At 73.4% G+C, this 20,047-nt stretch carries 17 protein-coding genes; 5 read left to right on the forward strand and 12 right to left on the reverse strand.

Annotation, left to right across the window (positions count from 1 at the left end):
* The first annotated feature begins 3 nt into the window (after positions 1-3).
* Together ETD85_RS32165 and ETD85_RS32170 are read left to right on the forward strand one after the other, a co-directional pair.
* A complete protein-coding gene (locus tag ETD85_RS32165) occupies positions 4-1,176 on the forward strand; it encodes an SfnB family sulfur acquisition oxidoreductase (RefSeq protein WP_240779574.1) in 1,173 nt (390 codons plus the stop codon).
* Positions 1,173-2,561, forward strand: a complete 1,389-nt coding sequence (locus tag ETD85_RS32170; protein WP_138693571.1) for an LLM class flavin-dependent oxidoreductase — start codon at positions 1,173-1,175, stop codon at positions 2,559-2,561. The genes ETD85_RS32165 and ETD85_RS32170 overlap by 4 nt, the downstream gene beginning before the upstream one ends.
* Here the strand turns inward: ETD85_RS32170 and ETD85_RS32175 are convergent.
* The 6 genes from ETD85_RS32175 to ETD85_RS63415 all read right to left on the reverse strand — a co-directional run bounded on the left by ETD85_RS32175 (position 2,543) and on the right by ETD85_RS63415 (position 7,355).
* Positions 2,543-3,871 carry an FAD-binding oxidoreductase gene (locus ETD85_RS32175; RefSeq protein ID WP_240779575.1) on the reverse strand — a complete coding sequence of 443 codons (1,329 nt, stop codon included), beginning with the start codon at positions 3,869-3,871 and terminating at the stop codon, positions 2,543-2,545. The genes ETD85_RS32170 and ETD85_RS32175 overlap by 19 nt on opposite strands.
* Positions 3,872-4,094: 223 nt before the next feature.
* Complete coding sequence (locus ETD85_RS32180; RefSeq protein WP_138693572.1) at positions 4,095-4,577, reverse strand: metallophosphoesterase family protein; 483 nt, start codon at positions 4,575-4,577, stop codon at positions 4,095-4,097.
* 31 nt (positions 4,578-4,608) lie between these two features.
* Entirely contained in the window at positions 4,609-5,331 is a 723-nt protein-coding gene (locus ETD85_RS32185; RefSeq protein ID WP_138693573.1) for an SRPBCC family protein, read from the reverse strand.
* Position 5,332: 1 nt separating this feature from the next.
* Positions 5,333-5,956 (reverse strand): ArsR/SmtB family transcription factor, encoded by a 624-nt coding sequence (locus ETD85_RS32190; RefSeq protein ID WP_138693574.1) that lies wholly within the window; start codon positions 5,954-5,956, stop codon positions 5,333-5,335.
* A gap of 32 nt (positions 5,957-5,988) precedes the next feature.
* Positions 5,989-7,221 (reverse strand): RNA polymerase sigma factor, encoded by a 1,233-nt coding sequence (locus ETD85_RS32195; RefSeq protein WP_138693575.1) that lies wholly within the window; start codon positions 7,219-7,221, stop codon positions 5,989-5,991.
* A complete protein-coding gene (locus ETD85_RS63415) occupies positions 7,218-7,355 on the reverse strand; it encodes a hypothetical protein (protein ID WP_170246942.1) in 138 nt (45 codons plus the stop codon). Before ETD85_RS63415 ends, ETD85_RS32195 begins: the two co-directional genes overlap by 4 nt.
* A gap of 352 nt (positions 7,356-7,707) precedes the next feature.
* Between ETD85_RS63415 and ETD85_RS32200 the strand changes: the two genes are divergently transcribed.
* Positions 7,708-8,628 (forward strand): DUF8094 domain-containing protein, encoded by a 921-nt coding sequence (locus ETD85_RS32200; RefSeq protein WP_138693576.1) that lies wholly within the window; start codon positions 7,708-7,710, stop codon positions 8,626-8,628.
* A 266-nt stretch (positions 8,629-8,894) separates the two neighbouring features.
* On the opposite strand, the gene ETD85_RS32205 is transcribed toward ETD85_RS32200, so the two are convergent.
* From ETD85_RS32205 to ETD85_RS32225, 5 genes are read right to left on the reverse strand one after another with little or no spacing between them, the layout of a single operon-like run.
* Positions 8,895-10,415 (reverse strand): dynamin family protein, encoded by a 1,521-nt coding sequence (locus ETD85_RS32205; RefSeq protein WP_138693577.1) that lies wholly within the window; start codon positions 10,413-10,415, stop codon positions 8,895-8,897.
* A complete protein-coding gene (locus ETD85_RS32210; protein WP_138693578.1) occupies positions 10,412-12,391 on the reverse strand; it encodes a dynamin family protein in 1,980 nt (659 codons plus the stop codon). The genes ETD85_RS32205 and ETD85_RS32210 overlap by 4 nt, the downstream gene beginning before the upstream one ends.
* A gap of 6 nt (positions 12,392-12,397) precedes the next feature.
* On the reverse strand, positions 12,398-14,350 hold the full coding sequence (locus ETD85_RS32215; RefSeq protein WP_138693579.1) for an Hsp70 family protein: 1,953 nt from the start codon (positions 14,348-14,350) through the stop codon (positions 12,398-12,400).
* Complete coding sequence (locus ETD85_RS32220) at positions 14,343-15,092, reverse strand: hypothetical protein (RefSeq protein WP_138693580.1); 750 nt, start codon at positions 15,090-15,092, stop codon at positions 14,343-14,345. The genes ETD85_RS32215 and ETD85_RS32220 overlap by 8 nt, the downstream gene beginning before the upstream one ends.
* Positions 15,089-17,332: an Hsp70 family protein gene (locus tag ETD85_RS32225; protein ID WP_170246943.1), complete on the reverse strand. Its 2,244-nt coding sequence runs from the start codon at positions 17,330-17,332 to the stop codon at positions 15,089-15,091. The genes ETD85_RS32220 and ETD85_RS32225 overlap by 4 nt, the downstream gene beginning before the upstream one ends.
* A 237-nt stretch (positions 17,333-17,569) precedes the next feature.
* On the opposite strand from ETD85_RS32225, the gene ETD85_RS32230 reads away from it, so the two are divergent.
* The gene (locus ETD85_RS32230; RefSeq protein ID WP_138693582.1) at positions 17,570-18,142 is read left to right on the forward strand and encodes a DUF6506 family protein; all 573 of its coding nucleotides are present in this window, start codon (positions 17,570-17,572) and stop codon (positions 18,140-18,142) included.
* Positions 18,143-18,395: 253 nt separating this feature from the next.
* Positions 18,396-18,911, forward strand: coding sequence for a GNAT family N-acetyltransferase (locus ETD85_RS32235; protein ID WP_240779576.1), 516 nt, complete (start codon positions 18,396-18,398; stop codon positions 18,909-18,911).
* A gap of 104 nt (positions 18,912-19,015) precedes the next feature.
* On the opposite strand, the gene ETD85_RS32240 is transcribed toward ETD85_RS32235, so the two are convergent.
* Entirely contained in the window at positions 19,016-19,981 is a 966-nt protein-coding gene (locus ETD85_RS32240) for a pectate lyase family protein (protein WP_138693583.1), read from the reverse strand.
* Between the last annotated feature and the right edge of the window lie 66 nt (positions 19,982-20,047).

Below are 20,047 nucleotides of genomic sequence, written 5' to 3' on the forward strand. Positions count from 1 at the left end.
CATGTGATCAAGACCGATGAGGAGGCCATGGAGGTCGCCCGCGAGCTGGCGCGCGAGTTCGCGCGGGACGCGGCGCGGCGCGACGCCGAGCGGATCCTGCCCGTGGCCGAGCTCGCGGCGCTGTCCGGCAGCGGCCTGCTCGGCATCACCGTGCCGGCCGCGCACGGCGGCGCCGGCGTGCGCACCGCGACGCTCGGCGCCGTCATCAGGCACCTCTCCGCCGCCGACGGCAGCATCGGCCAGATCCCGCAGAACCACTTCTGGTACGTGGACGCCATCAGGGAGAACGGCACGCCCGACCAGCAGGAGTTCTTCTACCGCGAGGTGCTGGCGGGACGGCGGCTGGGCAACGCCGCCGTGGACGCGCGCGGCCCGGACGGCGCCAGGGAACACGCCCGGCTGCGGCCGGTGGACGGCGGGTTCCGCATCGACGGCCGGAAGATCTACTCCACCGGCGCCCTGTTCGCCGACTGGATCCCGGTGATCGCCCTCGACGCCGGGGACCTGCACCACACGGCGTTCGTGCCGCGCGACGCGCCGGGCCTGCGTGTGGTCGACGACTGGGACGGCATGGGCCAGCGCACGACCGCGAGCGGGACGGTCGTCCTGGAGGACGTGTTCGTCCCGGCGGAGCGGGTGATGCCCGGCCGGCGCGAGGGCGTGAGCACGTTCAGGAGCTTCGGGCTGCTCATCCACGCCGCCATCGACACCGGCATCGCCGAAGGGGCGCTCGCGGAGGCGTCGGCGTTCCTGCGCGGCTACGTCAAGGGCGGCTGGCCGGGCAACGAGCCCGCGCGGGTCGTCGACGACCCCGTCGTGGTGCAGCGCTTCGGCGAGCTGGCCGTGCTGACCCGCGCCGCCAGGGCCCTGCTGGAAAGCGCGGGCGACGCGGTGGACCGGGCCCGCGCGGCCGCGCCGGACGACTTCGAGGAGCTGGCCGACGAAGCGGCCGTGGCGATGGCCGCCGCCCGCGCGCAGGCCGACCGGGCCGCCAACCGGGTGACCAGCGAGTGGTACGAGCTCGCGGGGGCCAGTGCCGCCCTGCGCTCGCTCAACTTCGACCGGCACTGGCGCAACGCCCGCACCCACACCGTCCACGACCCGCGCCGGGCGAAGGTCCACGACGTCGGCAACTTCCACCTCAACGGCATCGCCCCCAGGAGCTTTTCACGATGAGCCGCATCATCCACTTCAACCTGTTCGAGATGAACTGCGTCGGCCACATCCAGCACGGCCTGTGGACCCACCCCGCCAACAACCGCCACCGCTACACCGACCTGGACTACTGGACGGACCTGGCCAAGCTGCTCGAACGCGGCCTGTTCGACGCCGTCTTCCTGGCCGACGTGGTCGGCGCGTACGACCGCTACCGGGGCGGCCCCGAGACCGCCATCCGCGAGGCCGTGCAGATCCCGGCCAACGACCCGCTGCTCGTGGTGCCCGCGATGGCCGCCGTGACCAGGCATCTGGGATTCGCGGTGACGTTCTCCACCACGTACGAGCCGCCGTTCGCGCACGCCCGCCGCATGTCCACCCTGGACCACCTCACCAAGGGCCGGGTGGCGTGGAACGTCGTCACCTCGTACCTGCGCAGCGCCGCCCGCAACTTCGGGCTCGACGACGAGATCGAGCACGACCTGCGCTACGAGATCGCCGAGGAGTACCTGGAGGTCGTCTACAAGCTGTGGGAGGGGAGCTGGGAGGACGGCGCGGTGGTGCGCGACCGCGAGCGCCACGTCTACACCGACCCGGACAAGGTCCACCCCATCGACCACGACGGCAAGCACTTCAGGGTCGCCGGGCCGCACCTGTCGGAGCCGTCACCGCAGCGCACCCCGGTCATCTACCAGGCCGGCAACTCCGAGCGCGGCAAGGACTTCGCCGCCAGGCACGCCGAGGCCATCTTCACCGGCGGGCCGTCGCTCGCCGCCGTGCGGGACGAGATCGCCGACGTGCGCCGCCGGGCCGCCGCGCACGGCCGCGACCCCGATCACGTCAAGGTCTTCCCCGGCGCCTCCGTCATCGTGGCCAGGACCCAGGCGGAGGTGGACGCCAAGCTCGCCGACCTGCGGCGGCACATCAGGCCCGAGGGCTTCCTGGCGCAGCGGGGCAGCGGCATCGACCTGGCCGCGTACGAGCCGGACGAGCTCATCGACGACATCGTGGCGCGCGGCGGCGACTTCACCGAGCGGGCCGTGCGGCCCCTGGCCGGGCGCGGGCTGCGGGTGCGCGACGTGCTGGACTCGGTGGGCGCGATCGGCGGCGGCCCGTTCTTCGTGGCCGACACCCCTTCGCGGGTGGCCGACGAGATCGAGCGCTGGGCCGACGAGACCGGCGCGACCGGCTTCAACCTCATGCAGTACCTGTCGCCGGGGACGGCCGAGGACTTCATCGAGCTGGTCGTGCCCGAGCTGCAGCGCCGGGGCCGCTACCGCACGTCCTACGAGGACGCCACCCTGCGCGAGCGCCTGCTCGGCCCGGGCCTGCACCGCCTGCCGCCCAACCATCCGGGGGCGGCTCACCGCCGCGCGGGGACGGGGGTTCACGCCGGGACGACGTGACCGACGCGGAAGAAGCCGTCGCGGTCGTAGGCGCGCTTGACCTCCCGCAGCCGCCGGTGATCCGTGGCGGTGAAGGCCGCGGCCGTCCTGGACGGGTCGGACAGGAAGTTCAGGAACGTCCCCCCGTTCGCGTACGGCCGCAGCTCCTCCGCCAGCCCGGGGACCGGCGTGTCCACGATCACCGACAGCTTCGTGCCGCGGTGGCTCACGGGCCCGGCGTCCGGACCCGGCCGGCCCAGCGCACCGCCCCAGTGGCGGATCTCCACGGTCTGCGCCACCTCGGCCGCCCGCACCAGGATGCCGGGCAGCTCCTCCGGGACCTCGTCGAACATGTCCATGTGCCGGTTCGGCGTGCCGCCCATCGAGGTGCCCGCGTACGTGGCGGGGCCGATCTCGTCCAGCAGCGCCGGCCCGGCCGCACGGAACAGCGGCGCGAGCGCCTGCCGGGCCTGCGTCTCGGTCCCGACGTGCACGGCCTTGACCAGCACCACGTGCCGTCCGGCCACGGGCGCGGGCGCGTCGGCCGGCATGCGCTTGAGCACGACGGCGGTGCTCAGCTCGTCGGGCGCGCCGTCGATCCAGGTCCGGTACGCCCCCAGGACGTCCGCCGCGGTCTCGATCGGGAAGTAGGCGAAGCCGGAGGTCACCCGCGAGACCGGGTGCAGCCGGAACTCCAGCGAGGTCACCACGCCGAAGCCGCCGCCGCCACCGCGCAGCGCCCAGAACAGCTCGGGGTGGCTGTCGGGGCTCGCCGTGACGTGCCGCCCGTCGGCCAGCAGGACGTCCGCGCGCAGCACGCTGTCGGCGGCGAAGCCGTGCCGGCGGCCCAGCCAGCCGAGCCCGCCGCCGAGGGTGTAGCCGGTGACGCCCACGCCCGGCGCCGAGCCCGACAGAGGCGCGAGCCCGAACGGCGCGGCGGCGGCCACGACCTCGCCCCAGCGCGCGCCCGGACCGACCTTGGCCACGCGGCGGGCCGGGTCCACCAGCACCGAGGCCATCGCCGAGGTCCTGACGAGCACGCCGCCGTCACAAGGGGCGTGCGTGCCGTGCCCGGTCGCCTGCACCGCGAACGCCACTCCGTGCCGCCGCGCGGCCAGCAGCGCCGCCCGCAGGTCCGGCACGTCATACGCCTCGGCCACCAGCGCCGGGCGCGAGTCCACCGCCGGGTTCAGCGACCGGCGCAGCTCGTCATAGGCGGCCTCGCCCGGCCGGTGCACGGGACCGGTGAATCCGGGGATCCGAAGGTCTTCCTGGAGAATGTACGGCTGGCTCATCAGCTTGCCCTTCTGTTCCGTGGTGTCTGTGACCACTGTGCTGAAGGGCGCTTACGGCTTCGTTCTCGTCGCCTTACCGTCGCCCTTAAGACCCCAGGATCTTCCGGCCGGGCGTGAAGGGGATCCGCCCGCCGTCGCCGTTCCGCCTACGCCACAGGGCGTATCCGGAGCGGTCTCGCTACCACGGGAGGACTTCCGGCGCCATCGCACAGGGCTCGCGGACCTGGGTAGGCCCGCGACGACGTCGTGGAGCCGCCGGTCAGGTGACCGGGACGATCTCGGCCCTGGCCAGGGCGCCGTGCTCGATGGTGAGCAGGCCCAGCGTGCCGTGCGGCTGGCGGCGGCGGTCGGTGGGGGAGCCCGGGTTGAAGATGCGCAGGCCGCCGCCCTCCTCGTCGAGCGGGATGTGCGAGTGGCCGAAGACCACCAGGTCCGCCTCGGGGAAGCGGCGGCGCATGCGCTCCAGACGGCCCTTGGCCGGGCCGCTGTCGTGGATCATGCCGATCCGCAGCCCGTCCAGGGTCAGCTCCAGGGTCTCCGGCGCGGCCACGTCGGGGCCGTCGTTGTTGCCCTTCACCACGTGCACCGGCGCGTACGCGGCCAGCTCCGTGAGCACCGAGGCGACGCAGACGTCTCCCGCGTGCAGGATGACGTCGGCGTCGCGCAGGTGCTCGGCCACGCGCGGCGGGCATGAGCGCCAGCGTCTGGGCGCATGGGTGTCGGACAGCGCGACCACGTTCACACCGACGTCATGCCCCTGTTCGCGCCCGGCCTCACGGGTGTTCGGCGTAGAGGCCGGCCAGCCACGCCTGCCAGAGCGGCCCGCTGTCGTCGTCCGTGAACGGCAGGTGCGCGGCGATCATGCTGCCCCCGAACCCCTGGAGGAAGCGGTAGAGGGCGTCGCCGGTGCGGATGCCGACGGTCTGGGCGTTGCGGTAGTAGACGACCCCCTCGATCGCGCCGGGGCCGAAGCGGACCCGGTCGCCGGGCTCGGGCGGGCCGCCCAGCTCGGCGTACAGGATCTCCCAGGCGCGCGGCCAGTCGTGGACGGGCGGCCCGAACTCGGTGATGGGCGTCGCGACCCGGCCGGCGAAGTGCGTGAGGTATTCGACGAGGGTCGCGAAGTACATCTCCATGCCCCTGGACATGGCCTCGAACTCGTCCTGCCAGTCGTCGCCGGGCAGGAAGCCGCTGGTCACCATGCGCACCTGCGTGCTGCCCCGATCGCGGCCCTCGATGAGGAACTCGTAGGCGACGAAACGCCCGTCGTCGGTCTTGTCGCTGCCGTGGGCCAGGTGCTTGAGCGGCTCGGCGGCGGTCACCGTGGAATCGGGCATGTCGAACCCGCCGAAAGCGGTGCGGACGACGCCGTTGGCCACCTCGGTGCGTCCCATGAACCACGAGTCGATGCCCGGCCCCGTCGAAATGGCCGCCCAGACCTCCTCGGGCGTGGCCTCGACCATGGCCTCCAGGGGAAGCTCGAACTCACGGCCCACGTCAGCGCTCCTCTTTCGCGGCGGGCTCCGCGGCAGGCTGGGCGGCGGGCTTCACCGACGGATGCACGGCCACGATCAGCCGATGATCGCGCCCGCCCTCCGCCGACTCGTCATGATATTTGCTGACAAGTGAGGTCACGCAGGTCGCCAGCTCCTCGGCGAACGCCGCCCGGTCGGCCGCCGACGCGAAGCGCACCTCGCCGTCGATGGCGAACGTCGCCACCCGCTTCTTCGCCTGCGCCGACCCGGTGATCAGGGTGCCGACATCGCGCACGAGCTGTGCCGCCAGCGCCAGCAGCCACCGCGCCGACAGCCGGTCCGGCGAGCGGGCGGGATCGGGTTGCACGGCGGACAGCGCGATCGGGGAGATCACGAAGGACGCCGCGGCGGCCTGCATCACCCGCTCGGTCACGTTACCTTTCCTGCGCTCCTCGACCAGCTCCACCAGCCCGTGCCGCTCCAGCGTGCGCAGATGGTAGTTGACCTTCTGCCTGGCCAGGCCGACCTTGGCGGCCAGCGACGTGGCGGAGCCCGGCTCCACCAGCTCGGCCAGCAGTTTCGAGCGCATGGGGTCGAGCGACGCCTCGGCCGCCGCGGGGTCTTCGATCACCGCCACTTCGTGCATGCCTGACACGATGGCACCGAAAAAAAACCTTGTCAAGACAGGCGAGCTGCTCGGTCCTCCAGGTACTGCTGCTCGGGAATGCTCGTGGTCAGGCGGGCCGCGGCGCGGTAGGCGGCCACCGCGGCGGCCGCGTCTCCCGCCATCTCCAGCAGGTGGGCGCGTACGGAGGCCAGCCGGTGGTGGCCCGACATGCGCTCGTCGGCGGCCAGGCGGTCGAGCGCCTGCAGCCCGGCCCTGGGCCCGTGCACCATGCCGACGGCCACCGCGTGGTTGAGCGTGACCACCGGGTTGTCCTCAAGGCCGGACAGCACCCCGTACAGCGCCAGGATCTGCGGCCAGTCGGTCTCGCCGGCCGTGGGCGCCTCGTCGTGCACGGCCGCGATGGCCGCCTGCAACTGGTACGGGCCGATGTCGGTGTCGCGCAGGGCGTCGCTGACCAGCTCGACGCCCTCCTCGATGAGCCGCCGGTCCCACAGGCCGCGGTCCTGCTCGGCGAGCGGGATCAGCCGGCCGTCCGGCCCGGTGCGCGCCGGCCGGCGGGCCTCGGTGAGCAGCATGAGCGCCAGCAGCCCCGCGACCTCGCCGTCACCGGGCAGCAGCCGGCGCACCGCCCGGGTGAGCCTGATCGCCTCGCCGGTCAGCTCCGCCCGGTGCAGCTCGGGGCCGGAGGTGGCGGTGTAGCCCTCGTTGAAGATCAGGTAGAGCACGTGCAGCACCACGCGCAGCCGGTCGGCCCGCTCGCCCTCCGGCGGCAGCACGAACGGCGCGCCGGTGGCCTTGATGCGCTGCTTGGCCCGGCTGATGCGCTGCCCCATCGTCGCCTCGGGCACCAGGAACGCGCTGGCGATCTGCGCCGTCGTCAGGCCGCCCACGGCGCGCAGGGTGAGCGCCAGCTGGGAGGGCTGCGACAGCGACGGATGGCAGCACAGGAACAGCAGCGTCAGCGTGTCGTCCTCGTCGGAGGCTCGCTCCTCGCCGGGGGCGGGGGCGGTGAACTCGTCGGCCGGCACGCTGACCGCGACGCTCTCCTCCCTGCGCCGGCGGGCGTGCTCGCTGCGGATGTGGTCGATGACCCGGCGGGAGGCGACGGTGATCAGCCAGGCCCGCGGGCTCTCCGGCAGGCCCTGCTTCGGCCACTGCACCGCCGCGTCGAGCATGGCCTCCTGGACGGCGTCCTCGCACGCGTCGAACTGCTCGTACCGGCGTACGAGCGCGCCCAGCACCTGCGGCGCCAGCTCGCGCAGCAGGTCCTCGACCTCGTTCACGCGGCCACCCCCTCGACGATCGGCCGCACCTCCGGAGCCAGGCCGACGCCGCTCTCGCCCGGCACCTCGCCGGTGCCGGGCGTGACCGCCTCCGGGGAGCCGGGGTCGGTGCAGATCATCGGCCGGTGTTTCACGCAGGCCATCCTAGAGGCCCACGGTCCAGGACAAACGGTGAAAACCCCAGCTCACGATCGATCCGCGGCACCGGGCCTGGAGATCGGGGCGGCGCGGGCCGAGACGGTGAGGGGCTTCGCCGCGCTCGCCCGTCTCCGGGCGGCCCATGGTGCCGAGCCGATACGACGCCTGACGGGCGCGCGGGGCCGCGGGGCCGCGGGGCCGGGGAAACGCTACTTATTGATAGCTTTGGGCGCTTTAGGCGGAACAATGGATGAGGTGCGGTAAGTGCGGCGTATCGGGTGGATGATCGGCAGCGTGCTGACGGGATGCCTGGTAACGGGATGTTCCGCTGTGCCAGGACTGGGTGGCGTGAAGGAGGCGCCCTCGCCCGCCGCGAGCAGCACGCCCAAGCCCTCCGCCCCCGTCACCGCCCAGGAGACCGCCGCGGTGTTCAAGGACTACGCCGAGCGCAACAACGCGGCCAACGCGGCCTTGAGCGACAAGCTGCTGGCGGGCTACGAGGGCGGCTCCAGCCTCGCGATCGACAAGGCGTCCTACGCCTCCACCAGGAAGCTGGGCGGCAACGACGACTACGTGCCGTTCGGCTACGACCGGCCCGCGTTCCACGTGCCGGCCGCGCGGGAGCGGTGGTTCCTGACGACCGCGTACTGGAAGGGCAAGACCGAGACGGCCAAGGAGCCGACCTACCTGATCTTCGCCCGTGACGGGGAGTTCTGGCGGCAGATGTACGCCCCCGACACCTACGCCTCCGTGGATCTGCCCGAGATCAGGACGGACGCCTCAGGAGCGGCGGCCGAGGTGGGCCAGGAGGACGCGACCGGGCTGCTGATGTCGCCCGCCGCGTTCGCCGAGGGCTACGCCGCCCACCTCGTCGGCCAGGGCACCCCGGCGGAGAAGACCCGCTTCGCCGCCGACAAGCTCACCACCGGCGCCGCGTCGAACCGCCGGAAGATGGACAAGTACGCCCGGCTCGCCGAGATCGCCCATCCCGCCGCCGCGTACCCCTCCTACGCGCTGCGCACGGCCGACGGCGGCGCGCTCGCCTTCACCACCATCGAGCGCAGCAAGCGCTACAACGTGCGCCCGGGGCCGGAGCGCAACTACGTCTTCCAGAAGGACAACGGGCTCCTGCCCGGCAAGTACTACACCTACATGGAGATGGAGGAGCTGATCCAGGTCGTCGCGCACATCCCGCCGAAGAGCGCCGAGCCCGGTCAGATCCAGGTGCTGGGCGCCTACTCCGGCATCATCTCCGGCAGCGGCCGCTGAGCCCTGACCTCCTCCTTGTCCTGGATCGACGTGGTGGAGGCGAGTCCGGCCCGCAGTGGCCGGCGGCCGAGCCAACCTCCACCCCGCCACCCCCCGCCCGGCCTGGCCGCGCGGGCGGCGTCCATTGATTCACCGGGTGGGTGATCGGGCGGCCACGGCCGGTGTGCGAGAGTGTCCTTGTGGGGACGTGGCGCCGCGCGCTCCGGCGCGCGGCGCCGCATGGCCCTGCCGCGCTGCCGCATGGCATCGCCGCGGCTGCCGGGCGGTCACCCGCTGCCCGCGACGGCGGCCTCCGACTGCGTGAGAATGCGCTCGTACGATCGGCGGATGACCTGGCACGCCACCCGGGTCGTCCCCGCGTGGGAGCCGGCCGCCTCCGCCCCTGCCCAGTACGCCACCCGCTCGCGGGCCCGTGCGAGGATCTGGTCGCGTCCGGCGCCGGCCGTCAGGCCCAGCCGCTCGGGCACCGCCCGGCCGTGCTCCCCGGTGACCCGCAGAACCTCCTCCAGCTGCGGCCCGGTGAGCTCCAGCCGCCCCTCGTAGTGCTCGCGCAGCACCGCGAGCTCGCGGAAGGCGTGCTCGGTGAGCTCGAGGTCGAGGACCGGCGCGAGGGCCGCGTCCAGGACGGACAGCTCCCGGGGACGCAGCCGTGCGGCCAGCTCGGCGCGCAGCCCGCGCGCCTGCCCGATGAGCCGCTGCTGCCTGATCACCTCCGCCCGGTTGCCGAAGTGCCCGGTGAGCAGGCGCCGGAAATCCGCCACGCCGCTGCGTGAGAGCAGCTCGGCGCGCAGGCCGGGCAGGTCGGCGCAGCCCTCGCGGATCAGCGAGCAGGCGAGCGCGACCCCGTACCCGCTCAGGCCGGACATGAGCTCCCGTCGGCGGGCCGCGGGGACGGGCAGGTCGGCGTACTCGCGGGTGGCGAAGTACGGGCCGAGCGCGATCCGCCGCTCCAGCAGGGCGGGATCGACCGTGGCGAGGAGCGCGAGGTCGGCCAGGCCGGCCTCGGTCAGCGTGCCGGCCCCCGCCGCGACGAGCGAGCAGAGAGGGCGCAGGTCGAACAGCAGCCGCGCCCCACCCGCCGCCGTCATCAGCCGGTCCGCGATCCGGCGCCCCTCGGCCATCGGATCGTGCCGCGGCCAGTAGCCCTCCACCTTGGTCAGCGCGCCGACGGCCGTGACGGGACTGAGCGCCGTGAGAGCCTCGCCCCGCAGGCCGGCCAGCAGCCCCTCCTCCCCGGCCGACAGCGCCCGCGTCATCACGAGCACCATCGCGTCCGCCCGCCCGGCGTGCAGGACGGACCGATCGCCCAGGTCGTCCTCAGGGCGGCCGAGGAAGCGCAGTGTGTTGCGGCTGTCGCCGCCGAGGTGCGAGTCCAGCCCGGGGGTGTCGACGATGTCGAAGCTCCGCAGGCACGGGTTGGGGTCGGTGACCACCAGGTGGTCGATGGCCCCGAGCTGGTCCCTGGTGAGCCCGGGCAGCTCGGCGATATCCCGGCGCTCGGGCGGGCGGCCGTCGCGGTAGTGGACGACGAGCGTGCGCACCGGCCCGTGCCGCAGCCAGTTGACGTTGTAGGTGACCTCGGTGACCCCCGTCATCACGCGCTCGCCGCCCAGGAGCGCGTTGACCAGGGTGGACTTGCCCGCGCTCACCCGCCCGACCAGGGCCACCCGCAGCCGCGCGGAGCCGTCCGCGGCGAGCTCGCGCAGCACCTGCCGGGCCGGGGCGAGCTCCGGCGACGAGCCTCCCAGCAGGGCCAGCGCGCGGTCCAGCGTCCGCGACCAGCTCACCCGGCGACACCGTCCGCCGGGGAGCCGGCCGGAGTGGCGGCTGGAGAAGCCGCCGGGGAATCCGCCGGAGCGGCGGCCGGGGAGGAGGCCGGGGAGTCGGTCACCGTGGCCGTCAGGGACTCCAGGCGGGCGGTCAGCCCCGCGTAGCGGCCCGCGTCCGCGACGAGGACGGCCTCGCGTTCTGCGCTCTCCTTCTCGGTGGCGGCGATCGCGCCCTCCAGCCGCAGTCCCGTCGCCTCGGCCTCCTCGGCGTCCTGCGCGATCCTGCTGTTCAGCTCGTGGACGGCGGCCTGCGTGTACTTCTCCATCAGCTCCGTCAGCACCTCGCCGACGTGCATCTCCTGCGCCGAACGCAGCGTGCTCAGCTCCTCCATGATGCGCCGGCGCCGGATCTCGGCAGCCTCGCCCTCGCGCCGCTCGGCCGCCGACCGGTACGCGCCGAGCCCGCTGATCAGCACGCCGATCGCGCTCCCGACGGCCGCCCCGATGTACATGCCGGGCACGGCGGCGGCCCCGCCCAGCAGCGTGCCGATCGCGAAACCGACGCCGCTGCCGATGCCCCCACCGAGGGTGGCGCCCGTGCCCGCCACGACGGTCACCTCGTCCAGGGCCAGCCGGCTCGGCGAGATGGTCGTCAGCCCGTCGAAGTCGGGCCGCGGGACCGGCGGGTCGGGCAGCCGGTCGAAGCGCGGGTCGTGCAGCGCGATGTCGTGCGTGAGGGTGAAGTCGCGCAGGACGCGGGCGGTCTCCCGCTCCGCGAGCGAGTTCAGCACCCCGACGGTGGTGGCGACGTCGGTGACGATCTCGCCCACGAGCAGCTCGGGGTTGGCCAGCAGGCGCTCCTCGTACAGGTATCTGGAGGCGACCCGCTGCCAGATGGTGGCCAGCTCGGACGCGGCCCTGCGCCGCAGCTCCCCGGCGACCCGGGTGAGCTGCCCGCCCAGCTCGGCCCGCCAGGCCGCGCCCTCGCCCGCAAGCGTGACCAGGCGCTGCCGCCGCTCGGCGAGCTCGGCGCGGATGGAGGTCAGCTCGCTCTCGGTGCCGGCGCGCAGATACCTCAGCTCCGCGAGCACGGGACCGCTCAGCGCGGTGAGGGCGGAGGAGAGGTCGCGCAACGCGCCGCCGAGGAGCACCGGGCCGCGCCGCCGCCGGAGCGTGTCCCACAGCACCTTCTCGAACGCCGGGAAGTTGCTCAGCTCCAGCGCCTCCGGGTCCCCGGTGTCCAGGTACGCCAGCTTGGCGTGGCTGGAGACCGGGATCAGCGGGATCAGCTCCGGCGGCAGGCCGGTCGCCCGCGCCAGCTTCGCCTTGGTGTCGGCCAGCAGCTCGGTGTAGTCGGGCACCAGATCGATCTTGGTGAGCGCGGCGACGAGCGCGCCTGGATCGCCCGTCGCGCGCAGCGCCTCGCCCGCCCTGGTGAGGAAGTCGAGCTCGCTGTCCAGGAGCGGCTGCCCGGCGTCCGCGACGAACAGCAGCGCGTCGGCCTGCGGCAGGAAGGCCATGGTCACCGCGGTGTGCTCGGTGTAGACGCCGCCGACCCCCGGCGTGTCGGCGAGCAGGTACCCCGGCGCGAGGCGGGGACTGGGCAGCTCGATGGCGACCGTCACGGCCGGCCGGCCGTCGCCGCCCTCCGCGGCGTACTGGGCGATCTCGGCGCGGGAGATCTCCTTCTCGCCGCCGGGCAGGGCCACGGTGATCCGCTCGGTCTCGCCGTACCGGATGGTGGTGACCAGGCGGGTGGCGTAGAAGTTGTCCGCCGGCAGCAGGCCCGGCTCGTCGAGCAGGGCGTTGAGCAGGGAGGACTTGCCTCGCTTGAACTCGCCGCAGGTCAGGACGGTGAGGTGCCCCTCGGACAGGCGGCGGCGGGCCGCCGCGACCCGCGCGGCGACCTCGCCCGCCTCCTGCGCCAGCGCCGCCGCGTGCACGTCGTCGGCGAGCGCGATGGTCAGGTCTCTGAGCCGGTCAAAGGATTCCATGGCGTCTCATTCGATGAGGAGTGCGGCGTCTTTGGCGACGGCGTCGAGCTGACCCCGCAGCGAGCCGGAGATGGAGGCGGCCATCTGCGTGCCCTGGCCGGTCAGGAACTCCTGGGCGAGCTCCGTGGCCAGGGCGGATTCGTTGACCTGGGCCTCCGCGCGGAGCTTGCGCAGCAGCCGCTGCTCGCTGGTGACCTGGCGGGCGAGTTTGGGCAGGTTCATGGCCCGCGCCCGCTCCATCGCCCGCTCCTGGCCGTACTTCATGGCGACGAACGCCGCCACGAACGCGATGACGACGGCGAGCGGGCCGGTCGCGGCGATGAGGGAGACTCCGGCGCCGAACAGCGTGGTCGAGATCACCCCCGCCAGGATGACGTTGACGACGTTGCCCAGGGTGTTGAGCACGTCGGTGGCCGCCGAGAGCGGCACGCTGAAGCGCACCTGACCGTGGTCGAGGCTGATCACGGGCAGGTTCAGGGCGGCGGAGGGCAGCCCGGCCCGCTCGCAGATGGGCTCGGTGAGCCGCTCTATGTCGGGGACGATGCCGTTCTGCCAGTCGACCATGGTCTGCTTCAGCGCGTCGTTGCGCGGGTCGGTGATCTCGGCCTGGACGGCGTCGGCGATCTTCCGCGCCATGTCGTCCAGGGTGCTGATCCCGCCGTTCCGCCACTCGACGAAGGCGGGGATCACGTGGCGTTCGGTCAGGCCGGAGGCGACCGCCAGGCCCATCCCCTCGGCCAGCTCGGGCAGCCTGGCCTCGACGATCCGGTCGATCTTGCCCGACGCGATCAGCGCGTCCACCTCGGCGCGGAAGCTCTGCGTGGTCACGCCGATCTGGCCGGCGATCGCCAGCCCGCGGGCGATCGCCGTCTCCGGCTCGCTGCCGAGGATCACCCGGTCCGTGCCGACCAGCTCGCGGGTGATGTCCAGGATGAACCGCATGCGGGACGGCCCGCCGGTGACGATGACCAGGTCGGGGGTGGCGCCGATCTCCCGCAGCACCTCGCTCAGGTTGCGCTTGTACGCCTCGCGCCAGGTCAGGCCCTCGAGCGAGGGATGCGGGGTGTCGAGCACGGCGTCCATGTCGTCGGCGCTGAGCCGGATGTCGAGGTCGAACGTCTCCCCGTTGGGGAATTCGAGCTCCTCCGCGCGCAGGTGGCGCTGGCGGGTGCGATCGGTCAGCCGCTCCGCCGGCGTCAGGAAGTACATCTCCTTCGCCCGCCGGCACGTGTACTCGACCAGGGGCCGCCTGATGGGGTAGCGGTCGAGCAGCGCGGTCAGGCGTTCCCGTCCGGGATGGCGGGCCAGGACCACATCCATGATCATTTTGTCGATGAGCGAGGCCCCGAGCGAGTTGTGCCCGAGGTCGACCGGGGACGACCTACCCTGCCGTACCCAGGTGTAGTCGCAGGTGGACGAGCCGCAGTCGATGCACAACGCGGAGGTCGTGCGGCTGATCCGCCCGGTGTCGGCGCGCTCGCGCCTGAGGTTGTAGCGGGTGTAGAGGAACGCCGCCCGGGACTCGGGAACGACCTCGAGGTCGTCGCCGCACGCCTCACGCAGCACCGCGGCGTAGGTCTCCCGGACCTCGGGCGACCAGCCGGACGGATGGCCGAAGACCCAGCGGATCCGCTGGTCGCGCCTGATCTTGGCGCCGTCCACCAGCTCCTCGACGGTCCTGCGGACGAACCGGGCGGTCGGGATCCGCACGTCGTCCCGGTCGAGCCGGGGGCTCTTGAAGCCGAGCGTCAGGTCGGCGGTCGCGCTGAACAGCGCATGCGTCCCGATCAGCACCTCGCCCTCGCGCAGGCCCACGGCGGTGACCTGGCGGCCGGTGTCGGAGTAGGGCATGTCGAGGTTCTTCACCTGCGTGTCCGCGACCGGCTCCGCCTGGGCCAGGGCGCTCTCGCCGTGGCCGAGGTCGAAGCCGATGACGAGCTCCGGTGTTGCGTCAGGCATCGCGTGTCACCTTTCCCCTGCGGATCACCTGGCCGTCCACCAGGAGCGCCGGTTCGTACGTCGTCAGACCCGGGTCGCCCGGCTCGCTGCCCCGCGGGAAGTTGAAGAGCTTGCCGTCATGGTCCGGCGCGTCCGGGTCGTACCGGACCGTGTCGATGCCGCGGTGCATGCGCAGCGTCTCCTCCACCACCTGGATCCGCCGCAGCGCGAGGTCGGGCCGCTCGCGGACCCCGGCCGAGAGCAGGTCGTGCAGCAGGGCGACGAGGTCGCGGTCCTCGTGCCAGGGGACGGGACCCGCCGGGAGGTCCGTCATCACCATCACCGCCCGGTCCAGGCCGGCGAAGGCGTCCTCGACGGCGCCGAGGAGCTCGTCCACGTCGACGACCACCTTGACGGGCGGCGGCGGCCCCGCGATCAGGGCCCTCAGCCGGCGCAGCAGGTCGCCGCGGCCGGGCGGCGGGTTGCCGACCAGCGCCCGCAGCCGCCGCAACAGGTCGGTACGCTCCGGCGGCGGCGGAGCGGCCGGACGCTGCAGGCGTAATGATTCGAGCACGCCGCCCACGACCGTCCGCACGCTGATCACCACCGGCCGGGCGTGCGGCTGGTCCACCGCCTTGGCCATGTCGTCCAGCGACAGGATGAGCTCATGCGCGGCGACGGCGACGCCGGCTCGCGGGCCCAGCCGCGCGGCCAGCTCGTCGCGCCGCTCACGGAACGCGGCCGGCAGATTCATCCGCTTCATGTCAGATCCTCTCTGTCGCGTCCTGCGGCGGCCCACGCCGTGAGCGTCCACAAGGAGAGACCGTCGGCGTCGATGACGGCCAGCGCGTGCCCGGCCAGGCCGAACGCCAGTGCCCGCGCGCCCGAGGCGGGGATCTCGGCGGCGGTCCGGCCCGTCCGCCCGTCCGCGATCAGCACGCTCTCGTCGGCGCCGAGCGCGATCAGCCCGGCGTGGCGGTCGGCGGCCAGGCAGTGGTAGGACCCGGTCAGGGTGCTGGCCGCCGGCTCCAGCCGCGGCAGCCGGAACAGGCGCGCGCCGGACGGCGCCGGATCGCACACCAGCGCCCACTCGCCGGTGACCCCGAGCCCCCTGACCTGGGTGGGCACGGTGACGCTCGCGCTGTCGTCGCCGTCGGCCACGTCCCACACGGTCAGCCGCGCCGCCCACCGGTCGATCTGGCCGCAGGCCAGCAGGCGCCGCTCGTCCGCCAGGAACGCCACCAGCCGGGTACGGCCCGGCTGGGGCAGCACCCGTTCCCGGCGACCGGTCCACGAGCTCCAGACCCCGATCGCGCCGTCGCCGCAGCCCGCGACCACCCGCTCGCCCGACGGGGAGAACGCCGCCTGGAACACGACGCCGTCCTGCTCGCTCTCCCACAGGGGGCGCAGGTCGCCGTCGGTCATCTGGAGGCGGTGACGGGCGTCGTTCGCCCCGTAGGCGACCCGGGTGCCGTCGGGCGACACGGCGATGCCGTAGACGTGCCCGCCGCCGTCCGCCTGTGCGGTCACCTCGCCCGAGGCCGCGTCGAGGAGCCGTACGGAACCGTCCAACCAGGCCGTGGCCAGCCGCCGCGCGTCCGGGAACCAGGCGGCGGCCAGCGCGCGGCCCGGCACCTGCCACAGCGGCCGCGGATCGAGCTCGGCCGGGCCGGGCAGGGCCAGCGTGCTCGCCAGCCAGTCGCCGCCGAAGACCGGCTGACCGGCGGTGGCGTGCCAGGCGAGCAGCACGCCGGGCCGGCCGGCCGCGAGGTCGTGCAGGGTCCCGTCGGGCAGGCGCACCCGCGCGAGCGAGGCGCCCTCGCCGTAGGCGTCGCCGGGCTGGACCAGGGTACGCACCAGGTCGGCGCGGGTCAGCGGCCAGGTCAGCGGCTCGACGTGCGCGGCCCTGGCGCGGGCGGCGATCCGGCGCTCGCCCGACCTGGCGGCCCACTGCGCCGCCCCTGAGGCGACCGCGGTGTCCGGGTTCGCCGCCGGGCGGCAGGGGATGCCGAGCTGCCGCTCGACGCGTTCGCGCAGGGCGACCAGCCGCGAGCTCCCGCCGACGAGCAGCGCCAGCCGGACGTCGCGCGCCCGCGTCCCCGTGCGGCGCAGCAGCTCCTGGCAGCACGCGACGGTCCTGTCGATGAGCGGGGCGGCGGCGTCGAGCAGGGCCGCGCGGGTGACCACCACCGGGGGCCGGCCGGGGGAGAGGAGCTCCGTCACCGATTCGAGCCCCGCCAGCCGGTGCTTGGCCCTGCGGGCGAGCTCCTTCAGCGCCAGCCCAGCGGTCTGGCCGGCGAGCTCGGCCTCGCTCATCGCCAGGCCCGCCACGTCGATCGCGCGCACCAGCGCCACGTCCAGGTCCCGGCCGCCGCAGTCGTCGAGTGCCTGGCTGGCGACCACGGTGTGGCGGCCGTCGCCCGAGTACCGGACCAGGGCCGTGTCGAAGGTCCCGCCACCGAAGTCGTAGACGAGGACCAGGCCGCCGTCGGCCACGTCGAGGCCGGGCGACAGCGCGGCGGCGATCGGCTCGGCCAGCAGCTCCACGTCGGTGAAGCCGGCCTCTCCCGCGGCCCAGATCATCAGCTCGCGCCGCCGGTCGGACGGGCCGTAGCTGGCGGGGACGGTGCAGATCACCCGCTCGATGGCGTGCGGCTGCGAGGCCTGCGCGGCCGCGCGCAGCTCCCCGAGGACCGCCGTCACCAGCTCCTCGGGCCGGTACGGGTGATCGTCCCCGAGATAGAGCAGGTCGTCCTGGCCGAGGTACCGCTTGATCTCGTCCCGGTAGTGACCTGGGGCGTTGTACCGCTCGCCCTGCGCCATCGCGCCCACGAGCAGCCGGTCGGCCGCCTGGAACACCGACGACGGCCAGACCTCCTGCCCGTTCACCGGATCCTTGACGAACGTCGTCACAGTGCTGGCCGGCGCCGGGGCGACGAGCAGCGCCGTCGAGCTGGTGGTGCCGAAGTCGACCGCGAGAGCCGGAGCCCGTGACTCGGCCATCTGCCCTCCCATCCGGCTTTGGCGCGACAGCTGAGGATGGCATCGGCGGCCGCCCAGGGGCATCCGGGTGTGGCCTGGGGATATCCCTAGGCGCTCCCCGCCCGGACGGCGGCCCCCGGACGGCGGCCCCCGGACGGCGGCCCCCGGCCGGTTGACCTCGACTTTGGTTGAGGTAACAGAGTGGGTAGTGGCCGTCGCGAGGAGCCACGGCGGCCGCGCCTGAGGAAGGGGATCGCGATGCCGAAGGACAGAGTGATCGTGTACGAGGAGGCCGGGGCTGACCCGCGCGCCGACGTCATGACGATCAGGAACGCCGGCGGGCGCACCCGCGTCCGGGCCGTCGGCGCGCCGGCCCAGATGGTCGAGCTGGTGACCGGCCTGGTCGCGGAGGGCGTCGACCAGGTCGAGCTGTGCGGCGGGTTCGGGGCGGTGTGGCACGCCGAGGCCGGCCGGGCGGCCGGTGGGGGCGTGCCCGTCGGAGCCGTCTACTTCGGGTTCGAGTCGCTGACGGGCGTGGCCTCGTACAAGGCGAGGTTCGAGGCGGGGGAGGCGCTGACGGAGGCGTTCGTCATCGTGCACGAAGGGGCCGACCCCGCGACCGACCGCGTGGTGCGCGAGAAGCCGGACGGCGGCCGGACCATCCTCGTCGGCGTGCCGGATGAGGCGGGCGCCGCCGGGGTGGCCGCGGCGATGGCCGGGGAGCTGCAGCTCATCGAGCTGTACGGCGGGTCCGGGCCGGAGGGGGCCGAAGGGGTGATCAAGGCCGTGGCCGCGGGCGTGCCGGTCGGGGTCACCGCCTACCGGCGCTGAGCGGCCCACGCACTCCGCCGGGGTGGTCCATAGGGGGTGGTTCACCGGGGTGGCCCGTACGGGGTGACCGCCGGGTTGGTCCGTATGGGGAAGGTTTGCTACGGTCTCGCCTGTGTGCGGGACACGCCCGGCCACCGTACGGCGAGGGAGGTTGATGAATATGGCTGCCATCGGCCGTCTTCAGCATGCCCTTGCCCGGCCGGCGCACCTCTAGCGCGCGGCTCGGGTCGTCATTACGACCAGGAGTTTCTACGTGTCCCAGTTCTTCTCCATGACCGGCACCGATCTGATCACCGACCGCCTCGTCCTGCGCCCATGGGCCCCCGCCGAGGTCGCCGCCGTGCTCGACGGCACCCGCCTGCCCCATTGGGCCGGTGACTTCCCCGCCGGGGGTGACCTCGTCATCGCCGGCCTGTTCGCCGAGCACCCGGACTGGCTCGGCGAGTACGGCCACCGCCAGATCGTCGAACGCGACGGCGGCCTGGTGGTCGGGTCGATCGGCCTGTTCTGGCCGCCCAGCGACGGCGACCTGGAAATCGGCTACGGCATCGTGGCCTCCCGGCAGGGCCGCGGCTACGCCACGGAGGCCACCCGCGCCCTGACGGAGTTCGCCCGCACCGCGCCGGGCGTCGGCACCGTGTCGGCCGGGGTGGAGCTGTCCAATCCGGCCTCCGTCCGGGTGCTGGAAAAGGCCGGCTTCCGGCGTACGCACATGGACGCCGAGCAGCACACGGCCCGCTACCAGGCCACGCCGCCCGCTGAGCGGTAACCACCGCACCGCCGACTGAGCGGTGACCACCACCGCCGCACCGCCGGCCGAGCGGTGACCGCCGCCGCGCGCACGCCGGCGGCCGAGCCGTGATCGCCGGTTGGTCACCGCGGGATCGTGTCGGCGCCGGTCACTCCGGCGCCGGCGGCGGGCGGGGTGGAGGAGGCGGAGCCGGCCGAGTACGCGTACGGCGGCGGGGCCACGCTGCCGTCGGCGCGCAGCCAGTCGCTCATGGTGCTGCCGCTGCTGTTCGCGCGCGTGATCGTGGCCACGTCGTAGAAGTTGCTGCTCGTCCACGTCAGCTTCGTGTCGCCGAAGTCCTGCGTGATCGTCTTCGCGCCCTTCACGTGGTTGCTCTCGGCGTAGATCCTGCCGCCGACGCCCAGCCCGAGGAAGTAGTCGTCGACGTCCACGTAGTTCGCGAACACGTGGGCGTACCCGAACCGCACCCGGGGATGGCGGGTGTTCGACCCGTCGAACCAGTTGTGGTGATAGGTGGCCCGCAGGTAGCCCGTGTCCTGCGCGCCGTTGCTGTCGCTGTGGCCCAGCAGCATCGACTTGTCCGTCCCGGCGTACCGGTTGTACGAGACGGTCACCAGGTCCGACCCGCGCTTGACGTCCACCGAGCCGTCGGCGGCCGCGCGGAAGGTGTTGTGGTCGATCCACACGTGGTGCGAGTAGCACTGCACGTTGACCGAGTCGTCCGCGGAGTTCGTGAAGGTCAGGTTGCGGATGATCACGTTCTGGACGTGCTGGAACTGGTCCTTCTCGGCCGGATCGCAGAGATCGCCGCCCCAGGCGACCTCGGCGGGGCCCCAGCCGTTGACGTCGAGGCCGAATCCGTTGATCGTCGCGTTCGTCCCCGCTCCGATGATGGTCTTGTTGGAGCCGACGTCCAGCATGTCGTCCGAGCCGTTGCCGTTGATCGTGCCCGACACCCGGACGACGCGCGGCGTGTCGTCGGCGACGGCCGCCGCGAGCTGCGCGTACGTGCTGACGTTGACCGTCTCGCCGGTGGCGCCGCCGTTCGTGCCGGTGCGCCCGTAGCCGCTCATGGTCGCGAACCCCACCAGGCCGGCTGTCTCTTATACCCATCTGACGCTGCCGACGATACACCATGTGTGTATCTCCGTGTT

Origin of the sequence: Nonomuraea zeae (assembly GCF_005889725.1) — a bacterium.
In the GTDB taxonomy this organism is placed as follows: domain Bacteria; phylum Actinomycetota; class Actinomycetes; order Streptosporangiales; family Streptosporangiaceae; genus Nonomuraea; species Nonomuraea zeae.